This is a genomic window from Amycolatopsis methanolica 239 (assembly GCF_000739085.1).
Lineage (GTDB): Bacteria > Actinomycetota > Actinomycetes > Mycobacteriales > Pseudonocardiaceae > Amycolatopsis_E > Amycolatopsis_E methanolica.
Map to the genome: position 1 here is coordinate 2,540,503 of NZ_CP009110.1, position 15,179 is coordinate 2,555,681.

Consider the following 15,179-nt stretch of genomic DNA (forward strand, 5'->3'; position numbering starts at 1 on the left):
CCTGGGACAGGGAACCGATGTACGTAGGCGCGCTCGAGCTCGACGTCCTGTTCGGTGACGTCCATTCGCTGAAGCAGAAGCGGTCGCTGGTGCGGCCGCTGATCGCCGAGGTCCGCCGCAGGTTCGAGGTGTCGGTCGCCGAGGCAGGCCACCTCGACCTGCACCGCAGAGCCCTGATCGGGGTGGCGGTGGTGGCGGCCGACGGTGCACATGTTCGTGACGTGCTCGACGGCTGTGAACGGCTGGTGGCGCAGCGCCCCGAGTTGGAGCTGCTCTCCGCCCACCGCCGCTTCGTCGGGCCAGAAGACTAAGGGGAGTGCGTGATGGCCGATCCGGCTCGCGCCCGCAGGCTGTCCAAACGGATTTCGCAGATCGTGGCGTCGGCGATCGAGCACGAGATCAAGGACCCGCGGTTGAAGAACGTGACGATCACCGACGCGAAGATCACCGCGGACCTGCACGACGCGACCGTGTACTACACGGTGCTGGGGGAGAACCTCGAGTCGAAGCCGGACTTCCCGGGCGCGGCCGCCGCGCTGGAGTCGGCGCGGGGCGTGCTGCGCAGCCGCGTCGGGCAGGGCACCGGGGTGCGGTTCACGCCGACGCTGACGTTCGTCGCGGACACCATCCCGGACGAGGCCCGGCACATCGAGGACCTGCTGGCGAAGGCGCGCGAGGCCGACGCCGAACTGGCCCGGCGCGCGGCCGCCGCGCAGCACGCCGGCGACCCGGATCCGTACAAGCAGCCCCGCGACTCCGACGAGGACGACTCCGACGAGGAGTAACCGCGTGGGTTGTCGCGGAGTTGCCGCTTCCCGTGAGGCCGACGAGAAGCAGCCGCGCTTGCTCTTGGCTCGCGGTGCGTCGGGTTGCGGCTGCGTCGCGATGGCGACTGGTACGGTCCCGCCCGCTCTTGACCGGCGGTGCTTGGATTGCCGCAGCACTGCCGCTGCGACGCGATCTGAGGGGGTCCGCGTGAGGTCGATGGGATGGCTGTACCCGTTCCGCTCCCGGCCCTGGGCCGAGATCGCCGCGGAGTTCCACCGGCTCGCCGCCGCGCGGCCGGTCTACCGCCCCATGTCCGAGGTCGTGGACAGCGTGCTCGCCGCGAACACCGTCCTGCTCGGCACGACGTCGCTGGGTGACCTGATCGTCGTCGACCGGCCGGTGCCGCGGGCGCCGTGGGGCGCGGTCGTCGTGTCCGGGCCGTGGTCGCGGCGGTCCGCCGTCGGCCCCGGCCTGGTGCGCGTCGAGCACCTGGGCGCCGACGGTGAGGCGGACGAGCGCCCCGTCGACGAGGCCGTGCCGCTGTTCTGGTGCTTCGTGACCCGCAAGTTCGGCGTGGTGCCCGCCGCTCAGGTGTCCTGAGGCCGGATCCCGTCCAGCAGGAACGTCAGGTGGCGGCGCCAGTCGCCGAGCGGCGCCGCCCGCGTGATGGCCGCGATGGCGAAGGCCAGGTCGTCGAGCCCGAAGTCCGGCCGCAGCACGCCGGCGTCGTGGGCGCGTGCCAGCACTTTCTCGCACACCTCACCGACGCGTTCCCGGGCGGCTCGCAGCCCCGGTGCGTCGGGTAGCGCGCTCGTGCAGAGCTCGGTCACGCCGCGGTCGATCGTCTGCAGCTCGCAGGTCCGCATGATCAGCTCGACCAGCCCGTCCCACGGGTCGTCCGCCTTCAGTGCCTGCTCGGCCTCGCCGGTTCAGCGGTCGAGCAGGCCGCCGAACGCCGCCTCCACCAGGTCCATCCGTGTGGGAAACCGGCTGTAGAGCGTCCCGATCGCGACCCCGGCCCGCCGGGCGATCTCCTCCAGCGGCGCGTCCAGCCCCTTCTCGCCGAACACCTCGCGCGCGGCGGCGACCAGCAGCTCGCGGTTGCGCTGCGCGTCGCGGCGGAGGGGGCCACGGCCCGCCGGTTCGGCGAGGAGGGCTACCAGGTCGCGCTGGTGGCGCGCGGCGCGGACCGGCTGGCGTCTCGACACGCACGGACGGCTGCTGTCGGACATCGGGCCGGTCGACGTCGCGGTGATCAACGGCTCCGTGGACATGGCACGGCTGAAGCCGGTGCGCGACCTCGATGTGGAGACCCTGCGGGCGGTGTTCGAGACCGTGGTCCTGGCGCCGGTGTCGCTGACGCGGCTGATGCTGCCGGGGATGCTGGAGCGTGGCTCGGGTGCGCTGCTCTACGGGTTCGGCTCGTCGGCGAAGAACCCCGAGCCGGTGCTGGCCGGCGGTGGAGCGGCCCAGGGCTCGCTGCGCAACGATGTGCTCGCGCTGCGCGCCGCCGTGGCAGGCACGGGCGTCACCGCGGCCGGGATCACCATCGGTGCGCTCATCCGCGGCAGCGACGCCGAGAAGCTGTTCGACGCCTCGGAGGAGGCCCGCCGTGGCTTCGACCCGGAGCGCGTCGACCCAGCCGACCTCGCCGAGATCCTGTGGGGCATGGCCACGACGGGGGAGCCGGCCGAGCAGGTGGTCGGGGTCTGATCGCTCAGGTGGTCGCCACCAGGAAGTCCTCGCCGCTCGACGGCCGCAGCCCGTCGGGCCGCCCGGTGAAGTACCGGTCGGCCAGCGCGGTTCCCGGCACGTGCCGCACGTGGGCGAAACCCGCCTCACGCGCCATTGTCAGCATCTCCTCCGGGGAGTAGAAGCTGACGATCGGGGTGCCGGAGTTCCGGGCTCCGCGTGTGCTCGTCTCGAGACCGCGCCGGTCCGCTTCGTCGACAAGTTCGACCGGCAGCAGGAAGGTCATGGCGAGTGTGGATCCCGGGGCGAGTCCGGCGATCTGGCGCAGAGTGGCGGCGGTGGTCCCCTTCGCGAGGTACATGGAGACGCCGGTCGAGGCGACGACAGCGCGCCTGCCCGGATCGAAACCTGCCGCGACCAGCCGGTCCAACCAGGACTGACCGGCTTCGAAGTCGACCGGCACCAGCCGGAGCCAGTCCGGCACCGGGTAGCCCAGTTCGGTCAGCCGCCGCCGTTTCCAGGCCCGCGTGCCGGGCTGGTCGATCTCGAACACCCGGAGGCGGCCGCCGAGCTCGGGCCGGCGTTGGGCGAAGGGAGTCCAGCCCGGCTCCGAGGACGACGTACTGGCCGGCACCGCGTCCGGCCTCGTCGAGGACCAGGTCTTCGACGAACCGGGCGCGAGCCACAACGCCCGCCCGGAAACTCCTGGTGGCGTCCGGGTCCATGTCCGGGCGCCGCCGCCAGTTGTCGCCCGGCGCGGCGAGCCGCAGGCCGATGTCGTCGCCGAACACCGGTGGCGGGGCGTCGACGTCGAGGTGCATCGCCCGCCACAGCGCCACCCGGACCGTGATGTGGTCCGGTTCCACCGGCGTCACTTCCCGGCCGGGGCCTGCAGCGACCAGAGCCGCCCGTCCGGATCGCGCACGGTCGCTTCCCGCGTGCCGTAGTGGGTGTCCTCGAACGGGGTGACGACCTCGACGCCCGGGCCGGGCTCGAACGCGTCCGCGTCGGGAACCGCGAGCACGATCCGGGTCTGCGGCGTGCGGTCCTCGGGCACCTCGGCGATGAAGACGTACGGGCCGTCGCCGTTGCGGAGCCGGCCCGAGTTGTGGTCGGTCTCGAAGTCGAGCGTGCACCCCAGGGACTGGAAGAACTTCGCGGCCCTGCCCCAGTTGCGGGTTCCAGGAACACCGCCGCGAACCCGTCGGTGGCCATGTCAGCTCCCCTTCCGCGCGTTCGGCTGTCCGTCGGACGGGCCGGCGAGGTAGGCCCGCAACGCGTCGGCGACCAGCGCCGACAGCGACGATCCCGACTCGATGGCACGGTGCTTGACCTGCTTGATCAGGCCGACCGGCAGGTAGACGTTGAACTGCTTGACTTCCTCGTCGCCCACGAGCCGGGGCTAGCAAGCTAGGCGGAAGGCTCCGCTGTCCCGGAAGTGTGGTGTCAGGCCGGGGTCAGGCGGGTTTGCGGGCGACGATCAGGTCCCGCAGGATCGCCTGGTCCACCCGGTGCTCGAACCCCTCCCACGGCCCGGAGGAGCGGACTTCCAGGCCGGCCCGGCCGAGGATGCCGGCGATCTCGTCGCGCTTGGCGACGTGCGTGTTCCAGCTCAGGCCCAGCGCGCCACCCGGCTTGAGCACGCGCGCCCACACCGGCACGGCGGCCGCCAGCAGGTCCCGGGGGCTCCGCGCGAGTTCGTCGGGCTGGTGGCTGCCGTGCTGGACGCCGTAGGGCGCGTCGGCGACCACGACGTCCGCCGAGCCTGCCTTGAGCAGCTCGTCGGTGGTGAGGGTGTCGGCGTTGAAGAACGTGACGTGGCGCGCGTCGCCGGCCTTCCAGCGTTCCTTGTCCAGCGCGTAGGAGATCTCCAGGCGCTGGCCCAGGCGGTGCTTGTGCCGCCGCAGCGGACCGGAGTCGGCGTTGTGCTTGACGCGCTTCTGCCGCAGCCAGGTCTTGATGAACCGTTCGTAGGCCTCGAAATCCCGCTTGTCGACGTCCAGTCCGGTCGCGTCCAGGCCGTACATCATCGCCTGGTTCAGCGTGGTCCCGCGGCCGCACAACGGGTCCACCACGTGCAGCGGCCGGTCCAGGAACTCGGTGGGCCGGGACCGGGAGAGCAGCGTGACGTTGAGCAGCAGTTTGGTGAACAGCTCGTTGGTCTTGCCCGGGTACTTCTGGATCGTCAGCAGGTCGGAGTCGAGCTTGTCCAGCGGCGCGATCTCCAGCGGGCGCAGTAGATCGCCGCTGAACTCGAACAGCGCGTACAGCGACGAGAGGTTCGACAGCAGCCGGAGGTCCTCTTCGGACAGCGGCTCCGCGGTGGTGAACGTGACGTAGGTGACGCCGCCGATCCGGCGCTCGCCGATCTCGGCCGGCGGCGTGCGCAGTGCCTCGCCGAACACGGTCAGTTCGGCGCGCAGCAGACCGGCGGAGGCGTCCGCGTAGACGCGGTTGGCGCCGGGGTAGAGGAGGATCCCGTAGTCGAACATCGGGAAAAAGCGTAGCTTGCCCGCATGAGCACCTCCGCCCAGCTCGACTTCCCGCGCGCCGCAGGGCTGCTGCGGGAAGCGAACGACGTCACCCTGCTGGCCCACGTCCGCCCGGACGCCGACGCGCTCGGCAGCGCGCTGGCCCTCGGTCGCGCGCTCTACCAGCGGGGCGCGACGGTGCGCGTGTCTTTCGCCGAGCCGGCCGAGGTGCCGGAGAGCCTGCGCGGCCTGGACGCCGACAACCTGTTCGTGCCCGCCGACGAGGTGCCGCCGTCGGCGGGGCTGCTGATCTGCCTGGACACGCCGAGCCCGGCGCGGCTGGGTTCGCTGGCCGGGCGGGTGGACGCGACGCGCGCCGCCGGGGGCGAGGTGCTCGTGGTCGACCACCACGCGTCGAACCTGCGGTACGGCTCGGTGCACCTGGTCGACGACACCGCCGAGGCGACCGCGGTGCTGGTGCTGGCGCTGCTGGACGAGCTGGGGGTGGCGCTGGACGAGCCGATCGCGCGGTGCCTGTACGCCGGGCTGGTCACCGACACGGGTGGCTTCCGGCGGGCGCGGCCGTCGACCCACCGCGCGGCGGCCCGGCTGCTCGAGGCCGGGGTCGACCCGGACCGGCTCGCGCGGGAGATCATCGACGACCACCCGTTCGCGTGGCTGCCGATGCTGTCGACCGTCCTGGCGTCCGCGCGGCTGGAGCCGGAGTCGGCGCAGGGGTTCGGGCTCGTGCACGCCGTGGTGACCGCCGACGTGGCCGCGACGGTGCGGCTGGAGGAGGTCGAGGGCGTGGTGGACGTGATCCGCTCGACGCGCGAGGCCGAGGTCGCGGTGGTGCTGAAGGAGCAGGCGCCGGGGGAGTGGTCGGTGTCGTTCCGGGCGATCGGCAAGATCGACGTCTCCCAGGCCGCCCGCAGCCTCGGCGGCGGAGGCCACCGGCTGGCGGCAGGCTGCACGATCCACGGCACGGCCGAGGAGGGCCTGGCGATGGTGCGGCGTGCGCTGGAGGAGGCGCCGCTGCTGGGCTGACCTGGAGAGGTCTGCCGACCCGGCGGTCCCGGCGCCGCGGAGCGGCGGGCACTTCGCTGCTGGTGGCCCAGCGGTCTGGCCGTGACCTTGCGGTCCCGCGCCGCAGAGCGGCGCTTCACCGCGGGTGGCGGGCCCCCCGGGAGCAACTGCCCCCGCCGGCGGGGAGCTGCCGCCCCCGCCGGGAGCTGCCGCCTCGCCGAAAGCTGCCCTTCCGGAGGGAGCTACCGCGCCTGCTGGGGGGCTGCCGCACCTGCCGGGAGCTCCGGCCATGCCGGCCACGGCCCCGCGATCCCAGCGCCGCTGAGCGGCGGTTGGCCTCGAGTGGCGGCCCCCTTCCGGAGCGGCCACCCCCTCCGGGGAGGGCGGCGCCGCCAAGCCGCGGCCGCGCGGCTGATCTTGTCGGTGCCCCCGGTTAACCTGCCCTCGTGTCCGAAACCGTGGAAACCGCCGGGGAGAAGGTGCCTGCCAGGCGCGTGCTGGGCCTGGCGGTGCCGGCGCTGGGGGTCCTCGCGGCCGAGCCGTTGTACGTCCTGGTCGACACGGCCGTCGTCGGGCATCTGGGGGCCCTTCCGCTGGCCGGGCTCGCCGTCGGCGGGGTCGTGCTGGCCCAGGTCTCGACCCAGCTGACGTTCCTGTCCTACGGCACCACCTCGCGCACCGCCCGCCTGCACGGGGCGGGCCGGCGCGCCGAAGCGGTCAGCGAAGGTGTCCAGGCGACCTGGCTGGCGGTCCTCGTCGGCCTGGTCGTGCTCGGCGCGGGGCAGCTGCTCGCGGGCCCGGTCGCGCGGGTCCTGTCCGGCAGTGACGAGGTCGCCGCGGCGGCCGTGTCCTGGCTGCGCATCGCGTTGTTCGGGGCGCCGCTGATCCTGATCACGATGGCGGGCAACGGCTGGATGCGCGGAGTGCAGGACGCGGTCCGCCCGCTGCGGTACGTCCTGGCCGGCAACGGGATCTCCGCGGTCCTCTGCCCGCTGCTCGTCTACGTCGCGGACTGGGGGCTCGAAGGGTCGGCCGTCGCGAACGTCGTCGCCCAGGTGATCAGCGCCGGGTTGTTCCTGCGGGCCCTCGTGGCCGAGAAGGTGTCGCTCAAGCCGCACCCGAAGGTGATGCGCGCGCAGCTCGGCCTGGGCCGGGACCTGGTGCTGCGCAGCCTCGCCTTCCAGGCCTGCTTCGTCTCCGCCGCCGCGGTCGCGGCCCGCACCTCGACGGCGGCCGTCGGCGCGCACCAGATCGTGCTGCAGCTGTGGACGTTCCTCTCCCTCGTGCTGGACTCGGTCGCCATTGCGGCCCAGTCGCTGGTCGGGGCGGCGCTGGGGGCGGGCTCGGCGCGGCAGGCGCGCGGTGTGGCCGGGCAGATCACGCGCTACGGGCTGATCATGGGCTGTTTCCTCGGCGTGGTGTTCGCGGCGGTGTCGCAGGTGCTGCCGCACGCGTTCACGTCCGACCCTGGCGTGCTCGGCGAGGTGCCGCACGCCTGGTGGTTCTTCGTGGCGCTGCAACCGATCGCGGGCGTGGTGTTCGCGCTGGACGGAGTGCTCCTCGGCGCGGGCGACGCGGCCTTCCTCCGCACCGCGACGCTCGTCAGCGCCGCCCTCGGGTTCCTGCCGCTGATCTGGGCCTCGCTCGGCTTCGGCTGGGGGCTGACCGGCATCTGGACCGGCCTGTCGCTGTTCATGGTGCTGCGCCTGACCGCGGTGGTGGCCCGCTGGCGCTCGGACGGCTGGACCGTGATCGGCGCGGTCCGCTGAACGGGTGGCCCGCGCTGGGCCGTGTGGCTGAAAACACCCCGGTAACAGGTAAGTTTCAGCCTTGCATAGGCGATACAACTATCGGGACGGCGATGCGGGCGTCCCCGTGTCGTTGTCGCCCACTCCGCTCCGGGAGGAATCCTTCGTGCCGCCGCAGCAGGCACCCGTGACCGGCAAGGCCAGCCGCCGGTCGTGGTTCATCTGGTTCACCGCCGCCATCGTCTACCTCCTCTCCGTCTTCCACCGCACCTCGTTCGGGGTCGCCGGGCTGGAAGCCGCCGACCGGTTCGGGGTCGGCGCCGCCGCGCTCTCCACGTTCACCGTCCTGCAGGTCGGTGTGTATGCCGCGATGCAGATCCCCACCGGCGTCCTCGTCGACCGCTTCGGGCCGCGCAACGTCCTCACCGCCGCGCTGCTGTTCCTCGGCCTCGGCCAGGTCCTCGTCGCCGTCGCGGACACCTACGCGCTGGGCCTGCTCGCGCGCGGTGTGCTCGGCTTCGGTGACGCGCTCACCTTCGTCAGCGTGCTGCGCCTGATCGCCGCGCACTTCCCGGGCCGCCAGTACGCCGTGGTCACCAGCTTCACCACGGCGATCGGCTTCCTCGGCAACCTCGCCGCGACCGTCCCGCTCACCCTGCTGCTCGCCGGCCCCGGCTGGACTCCGACGTTCCTCGCCGCCGGCCTGATCACCGCGATCTACTCGGCCGTCGTCGCGGGCCGCGTCCGCGACACCCCGGCCGGCGCCACCCCGAAGGCCGGCCCGGTCAACGCGCGTCAGCTGGCCCGCCAGGTCCGCACGGCGTGGCGCGTCCCCGGCACCCGCCTCGGTTTCTGGGTGCACTTCTCGACGATGTTCGCCCCGAACGTGCTGACCCTGTTGTGGGGCGTGCCGTTCCTGGTGCAGGGCCAGGGCCGCCCGGCCGCGACCGCCAGCGCCCTGCTGACCGTGTTCGTGTTCGGCTCGATGATCGGCGGCCCGCTGGTCGGCAGCATCATCTCCGCCCGCCCCGGCACCCGGATGCCGCTGGTGCTCGGCTACCTCGCCGGCGCCGCCGCGGTCTGGGCCGTGCTGCTGAGCTGGCCGGGGCAGATCCCGGTCGGCGTGCTGGTGGCCGCGTTCGCGTTCCTGTCGCTGGGCGGCCCGGCGTCGATGATCGGGTTCGCGCTGGCCCGCGACTACAACCCGCTGACCCGCGTGGGCACCGCGACCGGCGTGGTCAACGTCGGCGGGTTCGTCGCCACCACGCTCACCGCGCTGGCGGTCGGCGTGCTGCTGCAGCTCACCGGCGGCCAGTTCCGGCTCGCGCTGCTGGCCGTCGTCGCGGTGCTCGTGCTGGGCACGTTCCGCATGCTGGTGTGGTGGCTGCGCGCCCGCGCCGAGCTGTTCGCCGCGCAGGAGCGGGGCGAGCACGTGCCGGTGCAGGTCCGCCGTCACGTGTGGGACGCGCCCACCCGGAAGGTCCCGTCAGCCGCGTAACGGCGCCCCGTAAGGTTTCCAGCCGTGTCCCAGCCGAAGACTCGACGCCCCGCGCCCCCGCCCGGCCTGCTCGTGGTGGACAAACCACCGGGCATGACCTCACACGACGTGGTGGCGCGGGTGCGCCGGATCATGGGCACTCGCAAGGTCGGGCACGCCGGCACGCTCGACCCGATGGCCACCGGCGTGCTGGTGCTGGGCGTCGAGCGGGCGACCAAGCTGCTGGGCCACCTCGCGCTGGACCGCAAGACCTACCTCGCCACGCTGGCCCTCGGCGTCTCGACCACCACCGACGACGCCGAGGGCGAGCACACCGCCACCGCGGACCCGGACACGCTGGCCGCCGTCACCGACGAGGCGATCGCGTCCGGGATCGCCGCGCTCACCGGGGAGATCCAGCAGGTCCCGAGCGCGGTGAGCGCGGTGAAGATCGCCGGCAAGCGGGCGTACGCGCGGGTGCGGGCCGGTGAAGAGGTCGCGCTCAAGCCGCGGCCGGTCACCGTGTACCGGTTCGACCTGCTCGCCACCCGCCGCGCCGCCGGCCGCATCGAGCTGGACGCCGTCGTCGAGTGCTCGTCGGGCACCTACGTGCGGGCGCTGGCCCGCGACCTCGGCGCGGCGCTCGGCGTCGGCGGTCACCTCGCCGCGTTGCGCCGCACCACGGTCGGCCCGTTCGGCATCGCCGCGGCGCGCACGCTGGAGCAGCTGGAGGAGAAGCCGGAGCTGTCGTTCGACCTCAACGAGGCCGTCAGCGCCGCCTTCCCCCGGTATGACGTCGATGCGGCCACCGCCAGGGCTGTCCGGTATGGACAGCAGGTCCGCGCGTCCGGCCTGGAGGGCACTTACGGCGTGTTCGACCCGGACGGCCAAGTGCTCGCTCTCGCCGTCGATGCCGGCGGCGTGGCCCGCTCGGTGGTCGTCTTGGCTCCGGCCTAGGGCCGGCCGCTTCCCCGCCACCACCCTCGACGGACGCGCTTCGCGCGGCAGTACGCTGCATGCGTGCAGAGGTGGCGAGGGCTTGCTGATCTCCCCGGCAGCTGGGGACGGTGCGTGGTCACGATCGGCGTGTTCGACGGGGTGCACCGCGGGCACCAGGCGCTGATCGCCAGGACGGTCGAGGTGGCGAAGAACCGCAACCTGCCCAGCGTGATGCTGACGTTCGACCCGCACCCGTCCGAGGTCATCCGGCCGGGGAGCCACCCGGCGCAGCTGACCACGCTGCGCCGCAAGGCGGAGCTGGTCGAGCAGCTCGGCATCGACGTGCTCTGCGTGCTGCCGTTCACCGCGGAGCTGTCCCGGCTGACCGCGCACGAGTTCGTGCACGAGGTGCTTGTCGACCGGCTGCACGCGGCCGCCGTGGTGGTGGGGGAGAACTTCACCTTCGGGCACAAGGCCGCCGGCGACGTGGCCCTGCTCAAGGACCTGGGCCGCCGCTTCGGGTTCGCCACCTACGGCGCCGAGCTGCAGGGCGGATCCACACCGGACGGCGAGACCGCGGACACCGGCGAGATCACCTTCTCGTCGACCTACGTCCGCTCCTGCATCGACGCAGGCGACGTGGTCGCCGCGGCCGACGCGCTGGGCCGCCCGCACCGGCTGGAGGGCATCGTGGTCCGCGGCGACGGCCGCGGGCACGACCTCGGTTACCCGACCGCCAACCTGTCCACGCCGCGGTTCGCCGCGGTGCCCGCCGACGGCGTCTACGCCTGCTGGTTCGTCCGCGACAACCAGCCCGGCCGACTGCTGCCCGCGGCGGTCTCGGTCGGGACCAACCCGACGTTCTCCGGCCGCGAGCGCACCGTCGAGGCGTTCGTGCTCGACGTGGACGAGGACTTCTACGGCCAGCACGTGGCCCTGGACTTCGTCGGCCGCCTGCGCGACATGGTGAAGTTCACCAGCATCGACGACCTGGTCGAGCAGATCGCCGACGACGTCAGCCGCACCAGGGCCATCCTCGGTCCCGGTCACTGACCGCGCCGGTGCGATTGCGAATCGTCGGGTGATTCCGCCCCGGCCGCCCGATCCCACCTGGCAAGATTGGGTCCGGCGCGGCCAGGTCTGTCCGGGGAGAGCAGGGAGCACAGCACGTGGATGACCACAAGATCGTCCAGCGGAACATCGCCCTCCAGCGGGAGTGGTACGGCGAGCCGCTGGGTGACCGCGTGCGCCGTCTCGTCGTCGCGTTCGACGTCTCGCAGGCCTACCTGGCCGAGGTGCTGGGCATCAGCGCCCCGATGCTGAGCCAGGTGATGAGCGGCCGCCGCGCCAAGATCGGCAACCCGGTGGTGCTCGCGCGGATGATCATGCTCGAGCGCAAGTGCCTGATCCCCGAGGTCGCCGCCGGCCACAAGGAAGCCCTGATGGCCGCGCTGGAGGACGTGCGGGACGCGCGGCCCACCGTCGGCCGCGACACCTTCCCGGTCAACGCGCTGTCCGAGGAGCGCGCGGCGCTGTCCGTGCTGCGGGACATCGCCGAGGACGAGGACCTGATCGAGGCGGCCAAGCGGCTCGACGACGACTTCCCGGCACTGGCCGACCTGCTCCGCCGCGCCGGGCAGCAGGGCTGAGCCGTGGTGCTGTTCTCGGCGGTCCTGCCGCCCGCCGCGGTGGTCGAGACCCTGACCGCCGAGGTCGCCGGGCTGCCGCGGCTGGACGGCGTGCGGTGGAGTTCGCCGGAGAACTGGCACGTCACGCTGGCTTTCTACGGCGAGGACGACGCCGCCGGGCGCGCGGACTGGCTGCGGCCGCGGCTGGCGGGAATGCCGGCGCCGCGGATCTGGTTGGAAGGTGCGGGCACGTTCACCGGGGTCCTCTACCTCGGCGTGTACGGCGAGGGGATCACCGAGCTCGGGGTCGCCGCCGGGGCCGGCGAGGAGGGCCGTGCGTACCTGCCGCACCTGACCCTGGCGCGCACGCGCGAGCGGGTGCCGGCGGAGCTGGAGCGGCGGTTGTCCGGCTACCGCAGCGAGATGTGGACGGCCGCGGAGGCGGTGCTGATGCGGTCGCAGCGGAGCGCCGACGGCGTGCGATACGTCGTGGTCGAGCGGTTCCCGCTGTCCCAGCAGGCCAGGTAGTGCGCTCCCTGATACCCTGAACCACCGGGTCCGGCTGCAGTCCGTGGCGGCCGCGACCGACTACCTGCGTCCAGCGGGCCTCACGGCACAGAACAACACAGAGGAGAGAACTCAGTGGCGCTGTCCACCGACGAGAAGAAGTCGATTCTGACCGAGTACGGTCTGCACGAGTCCGACACCGGGTCCCCGGAGGCCCAGGTCGCGCTGCTCACCAAGCGGATCATCGGTCTCACTGAGCATCTCAAGGTGCACAAGCACGACCACCACTCCCGTCGCGGCCTGTTGCTGCTGGTCGGCCGTCGTCGCCGGCTGCTCAACTACGTGATGAAGGTGGACATCGAACGCTACCGGTCGCTGATCCAGCGACTCGGCTTGCGCCGATGACGTGATCCGAGGGGGAGTGACCACGGTCGCTCCCCCTCGGTCCATACGAAGTAAGAAAGAGGAAGGGCAGGCGCTCGAGGGCAAGGACGCCGGTCCTCGGTAGTGGCTTACGGGAGAGTCCCGTTGGCTTCGATCGAAGACCGGCTCGTTCCTCGGACGCCGCCCCGCACGGGCGGGGCGCTCTGCTGCCCGAACGAACGAGGAGTCAACTACACATGACCGAAGCAAGCGGACCCGTCGTGCACGAGGCCGAGGCCGTCATCGACAACGGCAAGTACGGCACTCGCACGATCCGCTTCGAGACGGGCAGGCTCGCCCGGCAGGCCGCCGGCGCTGTCGTCGCCTACCTGGACGAAGAGACGATGCTGCTGTCGGCGACCACCGCGTCCAAGCAGCCGAAGGAGCATTTCGACTTCTTCCCGCTGACGGTGGACGTCGAGGAGCGGATGTACGCCGCGGGCCGGATCCCGGGCGCGTTCTTCCGCCGCGAGGGCCGTCCCTCCACCGACGCGATCCTGACCTGCCGCCTGATCGACCGGCCGCTGCGCCCGTCGTTCGCGGACGGCCTGCGCAACGAGATCCAGATCGTCGTCACGGTGCAGAGCCTGCACCCCGAGGACCCCTACGACGTGCTGGCGATCAACGCCGCGTCGGCCTCCACGCAGATCGGCGGCCTGCCGTTCTCCGGCCCGATCGGCGGCGTCCGCGTCGCGCTGATCGAGGGCCAGTGGGTGGCGTTCCCGACCTGGTCGCAGCTGGAGCAGGCGACCTTCAACATGGTCGTCGCGGGCCGTGTCGTCGGTGACGACGTCGCGATCATGATGGTCGAGGCCGAGGGCACCGAGAACACGCTGGACCTGATCGCGGGCGGCGCCCCGGCGCCGACCGAGCAGGCCGTGGCCGAGGGCCTGGCCGCCGCCAAGCCGTTCATCCGCGTGCTGTGCGAGGCGCAGCAGAAGCTCGCCGACGCGGCCGCCAAGCCGACCGGCGACTTCCCGGTGTTCCCCGCCTACCAGCAGGACGCCTACGACGCGGTCGCCGCGATCGCGAGCGAGGACCTGGCCGAGGCGCTGACCATCGCCGGCAAGCAGGACCGCGAGAACGCCACCGACGAGGTCAAGGCCGCCGTGCTGGCCAAGGTCGGCCTCGGCGAGGGCGAGGCCTTCGAGGGCCGCGACAAGGAGATCGGCGCCGCGTTCCGGGCGCTGACCAAGAAGCTGATCCGCCAGCGCATCCTGCGCGACAAGGTCCGCATCGACGGCCGCGGCCTCACCGACATCCGCCAGCTGGCGGCCGAGGTCGCGATCGTCCCGCGAGCGCACGGTTCGGCGCTGTTCGAGCGCGGCGAGACCCAGATCCTGGGTGTCACCACGCTGAACATGCTGCGCATGGAGCAGCAGATCGACTCGCTGTCGCCGGAGACGACGAAGCGGTACCTGCACCACTACAACTTCCCGCCGTTCTCCACCGGCGAGACCGGCCGCGTGGGCTCGCCCAAGCGGCGCGAGATCGGCCACGGCATGCTGGCCGAGCGCGCGCTGGTGCCGGTGCTGCCGAAGCGGGACGAGTTCCCCTACGCCATCCGGCAGGTGTCGGAGGCGCTGGGGTCGAACGGGTCCACCTCGATGGGCTCGGTGTGCGCCTCGACGATGTCGCTGCTCAACGCCGGTGTGCCGTTGAAGGCGCCGGTCGCGGGCATCGCGATGGGCCTGGTGTCGGACGAGGTCGACGGCGAGACGCGCTACGTCGCGCTGACCGACATCCTGGGCGCCGAGGACGCCTTCGGTGACATGGACTTCAAGGTCGCAGGCACCAAGGACTTCATCACCGCGCTGCAGCTGGACACCAAGCTCGACGGCATCCCGTCGGACGTCCTGGCGGGTGCGCTGAACCAGGCCAAGGACGCCCGGCTGACCATCCTCGACGTGCTGGCCGAGGCCATCGACTCCCCGGACGAGATGAGCCCGTACGCCCCGCGCGTCACGAGCGTGAAGATCCCGGTCGACAAGATCGGCGAGGTCATCGGGCCGAAGGGCAAGATGATCAACTCGATCACCGAGGAGACCGGCGCCGACATCTCGATCGAGGACGACGGCACGATCTACGTGGGTGCGGCCGACGGCCCGTCCGCGGAGGCCGCGATCAGCAAGATCAACGCCATCGCGAACCCGCAGCTGCCGAAGGTGGGCGAGCGCTTCCTGGGCACCGTGGTGAAGACGGCCGCGTTCGGCGCGTTCGTCTCGCTGCTGCCGGGCAAGGACGGCCTGATCCACATCTCGAAGCTGGGCAACGGTAAGCGCATCGGCAAGGTCGAGGACGTGGTCAACGTGGGCGACAAGCTCCGCGTCGAGATCGCCGACATCGACAACCGCGGCAAGATCAGCCTGGTCCTCGTCAAGGACGAGGAAGAGGGCGAGAAGAAGGCCGAGGACGCCCCCGCCGAGGGCGCCGAGGCCAAGTAGGACGAAGCGGTAGCCGGAAAACGGCCCGTCCCCGGGCGGGGCGGGCCGTTTTCCGT

19 protein-coding genes and 1 pseudogene are annotated in these 15,179 nt (G+C 72.2%); 13 read left to right on the top strand and 7 right to left on the bottom strand.

Going from position 1 to position 15,179, the window contains the following annotated elements:
- Nucleotides 1-17: 17 nt before the first annotated feature.
- The 3 genes from AMETH_RS12180 (at nt 18) to AMETH_RS12190 (ending at nt 1,368) form a co-directional block, all read left to right on the top strand.
- Entirely contained in the window at nt 18-311 is a 294-nt protein-coding gene (locus AMETH_RS12180) for a DUF503 domain-containing protein (RefSeq protein WP_017981754.1), read from the top strand.
- 12 nt (nt 312-323) lie between these two features.
- On the top strand, nt 324-785 hold the full coding sequence (rbfA, locus tag AMETH_RS12185) for a 30S ribosome-binding factor RbfA (RefSeq protein WP_017981755.1): 462 nt from the start codon (nt 324-326) through the stop codon (nt 783-785).
- Nucleotides 786-984: 199 nt separating this feature from the next.
- Nucleotides 985-1,368 carry a hypothetical protein gene (locus AMETH_RS12190; protein ID WP_017981756.1) on the top strand — a complete coding sequence of 128 codons (384 nt, stop codon included), beginning with the start codon at nt 985-987 and terminating at the stop codon, nt 1,366-1,368.
- Here AMETH_RS12190 and AMETH_RS40040 read toward each other — a convergent pair.
- Together AMETH_RS40040 and AMETH_RS40045 are read right to left on the bottom strand one after the other, a co-directional pair.
- On the bottom strand, nt 1,356-1,676 hold the full coding sequence (locus AMETH_RS40040) for an SbtR family transcriptional regulator (protein ID WP_323806987.1): 321 nt from the start codon (nt 1,674-1,676) through the stop codon (nt 1,356-1,358). The genes AMETH_RS12190 and AMETH_RS40040 overlap by 13 nt on opposite strands.
- Before the next feature lie 21 nt (nt 1,677-1,697).
- A complete protein-coding gene (locus AMETH_RS40045) occupies nt 1,698-2,042 on the bottom strand; it encodes a helix-turn-helix domain-containing protein (RefSeq protein ID WP_017981758.1) in 345 nt (114 codons plus the stop codon).
- On the opposite strand from AMETH_RS40045, the gene AMETH_RS12200 reads away from it, so the two are divergent.
- Nucleotides 2,041-2,481, top strand: coding sequence for an SDR family oxidoreductase (locus AMETH_RS12200; RefSeq protein ID WP_267283429.1), 441 nt, complete (start codon nt 2,041-2,043; stop codon nt 2,479-2,481). The two genes, AMETH_RS40045 and AMETH_RS12200, sit on opposite strands and share 2 nt — an antisense overlap.
- 4 nt (nt 2,482-2,485) lie before the next feature.
- Here the strand turns inward: AMETH_RS12200 and AMETH_RS12205 are convergent, their stop codons facing one another.
- From AMETH_RS12205 to AMETH_RS12220, 5 genes and pseudogenes are all read right to left on the bottom strand, one after another.
- Nucleotides 2,486-3,094 (bottom strand): class I SAM-dependent methyltransferase, encoded by a 609-nt coding sequence (locus tag AMETH_RS12205; protein ID WP_323806948.1) that lies wholly within the window; start codon nt 3,092-3,094, stop codon nt 2,486-2,488.
- Between the two features lie 16 nt (nt 3,095-3,110).
- Nucleotides 3,111-3,281, bottom strand: a pseudogene (locus AMETH_RS42030) (SAM-dependent methyltransferase); the annotation flags it as partial.
- Between the two features lie 50 nt (nt 3,282-3,331).
- Nucleotides 3,332-3,517, bottom strand: coding sequence for a VOC family protein (locus tag AMETH_RS42035; RefSeq protein ID WP_017981760.1), 186 nt, complete (start codon nt 3,515-3,517; stop codon nt 3,332-3,334).
- A 159-nt stretch (nt 3,518-3,676) separates the two neighbouring features.
- Nucleotides 3,677-3,853, bottom strand: coding sequence for a ribbon-helix-helix domain-containing protein (locus tag AMETH_RS12215; RefSeq protein ID WP_017981761.1), 177 nt, complete (start codon nt 3,851-3,853; stop codon nt 3,677-3,679).
- A 64-nt stretch (nt 3,854-3,917) separates the two neighbouring features.
- Nucleotides 3,918-4,952 carry a TRM11 family SAM-dependent methyltransferase gene (locus AMETH_RS12220; RefSeq protein ID WP_017981762.1) on the bottom strand — a complete coding sequence of 345 codons (1,035 nt, stop codon included), beginning with the start codon at nt 4,950-4,952 and terminating at the stop codon, nt 3,918-3,920.
- Nucleotides 4,953-4,976: 24 nt separating this feature from the next.
- Between AMETH_RS12220 and AMETH_RS12225 the strand changes: the two genes are divergently transcribed.
- The 9 genes from AMETH_RS12225 (at nt 4,977) to AMETH_RS12265 (ending at nt 15,123) form a co-directional block, all read left to right on the top strand.
- Nucleotides 4,977-5,978 (top strand): DHH family phosphoesterase, encoded by a 1,002-nt coding sequence (locus tag AMETH_RS12225; RefSeq protein WP_017981763.1) that lies wholly within the window; start codon nt 4,977-4,979, stop codon nt 5,976-5,978.
- Nucleotides 5,979-6,403: 425 nt separating this feature from the next.
- Nucleotides 6,404-7,726 (top strand): MATE family efflux transporter, encoded by a 1,323-nt coding sequence (locus AMETH_RS12230; RefSeq protein WP_017981764.1) that lies wholly within the window; start codon nt 6,404-6,406, stop codon nt 7,724-7,726.
- Between the two features lie 166 nt (nt 7,727-7,892).
- Nucleotides 7,893-9,203, top strand: a complete 1,311-nt coding sequence (locus AMETH_RS12235; protein WP_017981765.1) for an MFS transporter — start codon at nt 7,893-7,895, stop codon at nt 9,201-9,203.
- 24 nt (nt 9,204-9,227) lie between these two features.
- Nucleotides 9,228-10,139, top strand: coding sequence for a tRNA pseudouridine(55) synthase TruB (gene truB, locus AMETH_RS12240; protein ID WP_081617544.1), 912 nt, complete (start codon nt 9,228-9,230; stop codon nt 10,137-10,139).
- Nucleotides 10,140-10,202: 63 nt separating this feature from the next.
- Complete coding sequence (locus tag AMETH_RS12245) at nt 10,203-11,174, top strand: bifunctional riboflavin kinase/FAD synthetase (RefSeq protein ID WP_081617545.1); 972 nt, start codon at nt 10,203-10,205, stop codon at nt 11,172-11,174.
- Nucleotides 11,175-11,290: 116 nt separating this feature from the next.
- Nucleotides 11,291-11,770, top strand: a complete 480-nt coding sequence (locus AMETH_RS12250) for a helix-turn-helix domain-containing protein (RefSeq protein WP_017981768.1) — start codon at nt 11,291-11,293, stop codon at nt 11,768-11,770.
- A 3-nt stretch (nt 11,771-11,773) separates the two neighbouring features.
- A complete protein-coding gene (gene thpR / locus AMETH_RS12255) occupies nt 11,774-12,277 on the top strand; it encodes an RNA 2',3'-cyclic phosphodiesterase (protein WP_017981769.1) in 504 nt (167 codons plus the stop codon).
- Nucleotides 12,278-12,391: 114 nt separating this feature from the next.
- Nucleotides 12,392-12,661: a 30S ribosomal protein S15 gene (gene rpsO / locus AMETH_RS12260; RefSeq protein ID WP_017981770.1), complete on the top strand. Its 270-nt coding sequence runs from the start codon at nt 12,392-12,394 to the stop codon at nt 12,659-12,661.
- Between the two features lie 215 nt (nt 12,662-12,876).
- Nucleotides 12,877-15,123, top strand: a complete 2,247-nt coding sequence (locus tag AMETH_RS12265; RefSeq protein WP_017981771.1) for a polyribonucleotide nucleotidyltransferase — start codon at nt 12,877-12,879, stop codon at nt 15,121-15,123.
- The last annotated feature ends 56 nt before the right edge of the window (nt 15,124-15,179 follow it).

Coding starts and splice junctions, on each gene's coding strand:
- AMETH_RS12180 (WP_017981754.1), top strand. CDS start 18: ATGTACGTAGGCGCGCTCGAGCTCGACGTCCTGTTCGGTGACGTCCAT.
- rbfA (WP_017981755.1), top strand. CDS start 324: ATGGCCGATCCGGCTCGCGCCCGCAGGCTGTCCAAACGGATTTCGCAG.
- AMETH_RS12190 (WP_017981756.1), top strand. CDS start 985: ATGGGATGGCTGTACCCGTTCCGCTCCCGGCCCTGGGCCGAGATCGCC.
- AMETH_RS12200 (WP_267283429.1), top strand. CDS start 2,041: ATGGCACGGCTGAAGCCGGTGCGCGACCTCGATGTGGAGACCCTGCGG.
- AMETH_RS40045 (WP_017981758.1), bottom strand. CDS start 2,042: ATGTCCACGGAGCCGTTGATCACCGCGACGTCGACCGGCCCGATGTCC.
- AMETH_RS12220 (WP_017981762.1), bottom strand. CDS start 4,952: ATGTTCGACTACGGGATCCTCCTCTACCCCGGCGCCAACCGCGTCTAC.
- AMETH_RS12225 (WP_017981763.1), top strand. CDS start 4,977: ATGAGCACCTCCGCCCAGCTCGACTTCCCGCGCGCCGCAGGGCTGCTG.
- AMETH_RS12265 (WP_017981771.1), top strand. CDS start 12,877: ATGACCGAAGCAAGCGGACCCGTCGTGCACGAGGCCGAGGCCGTCATC.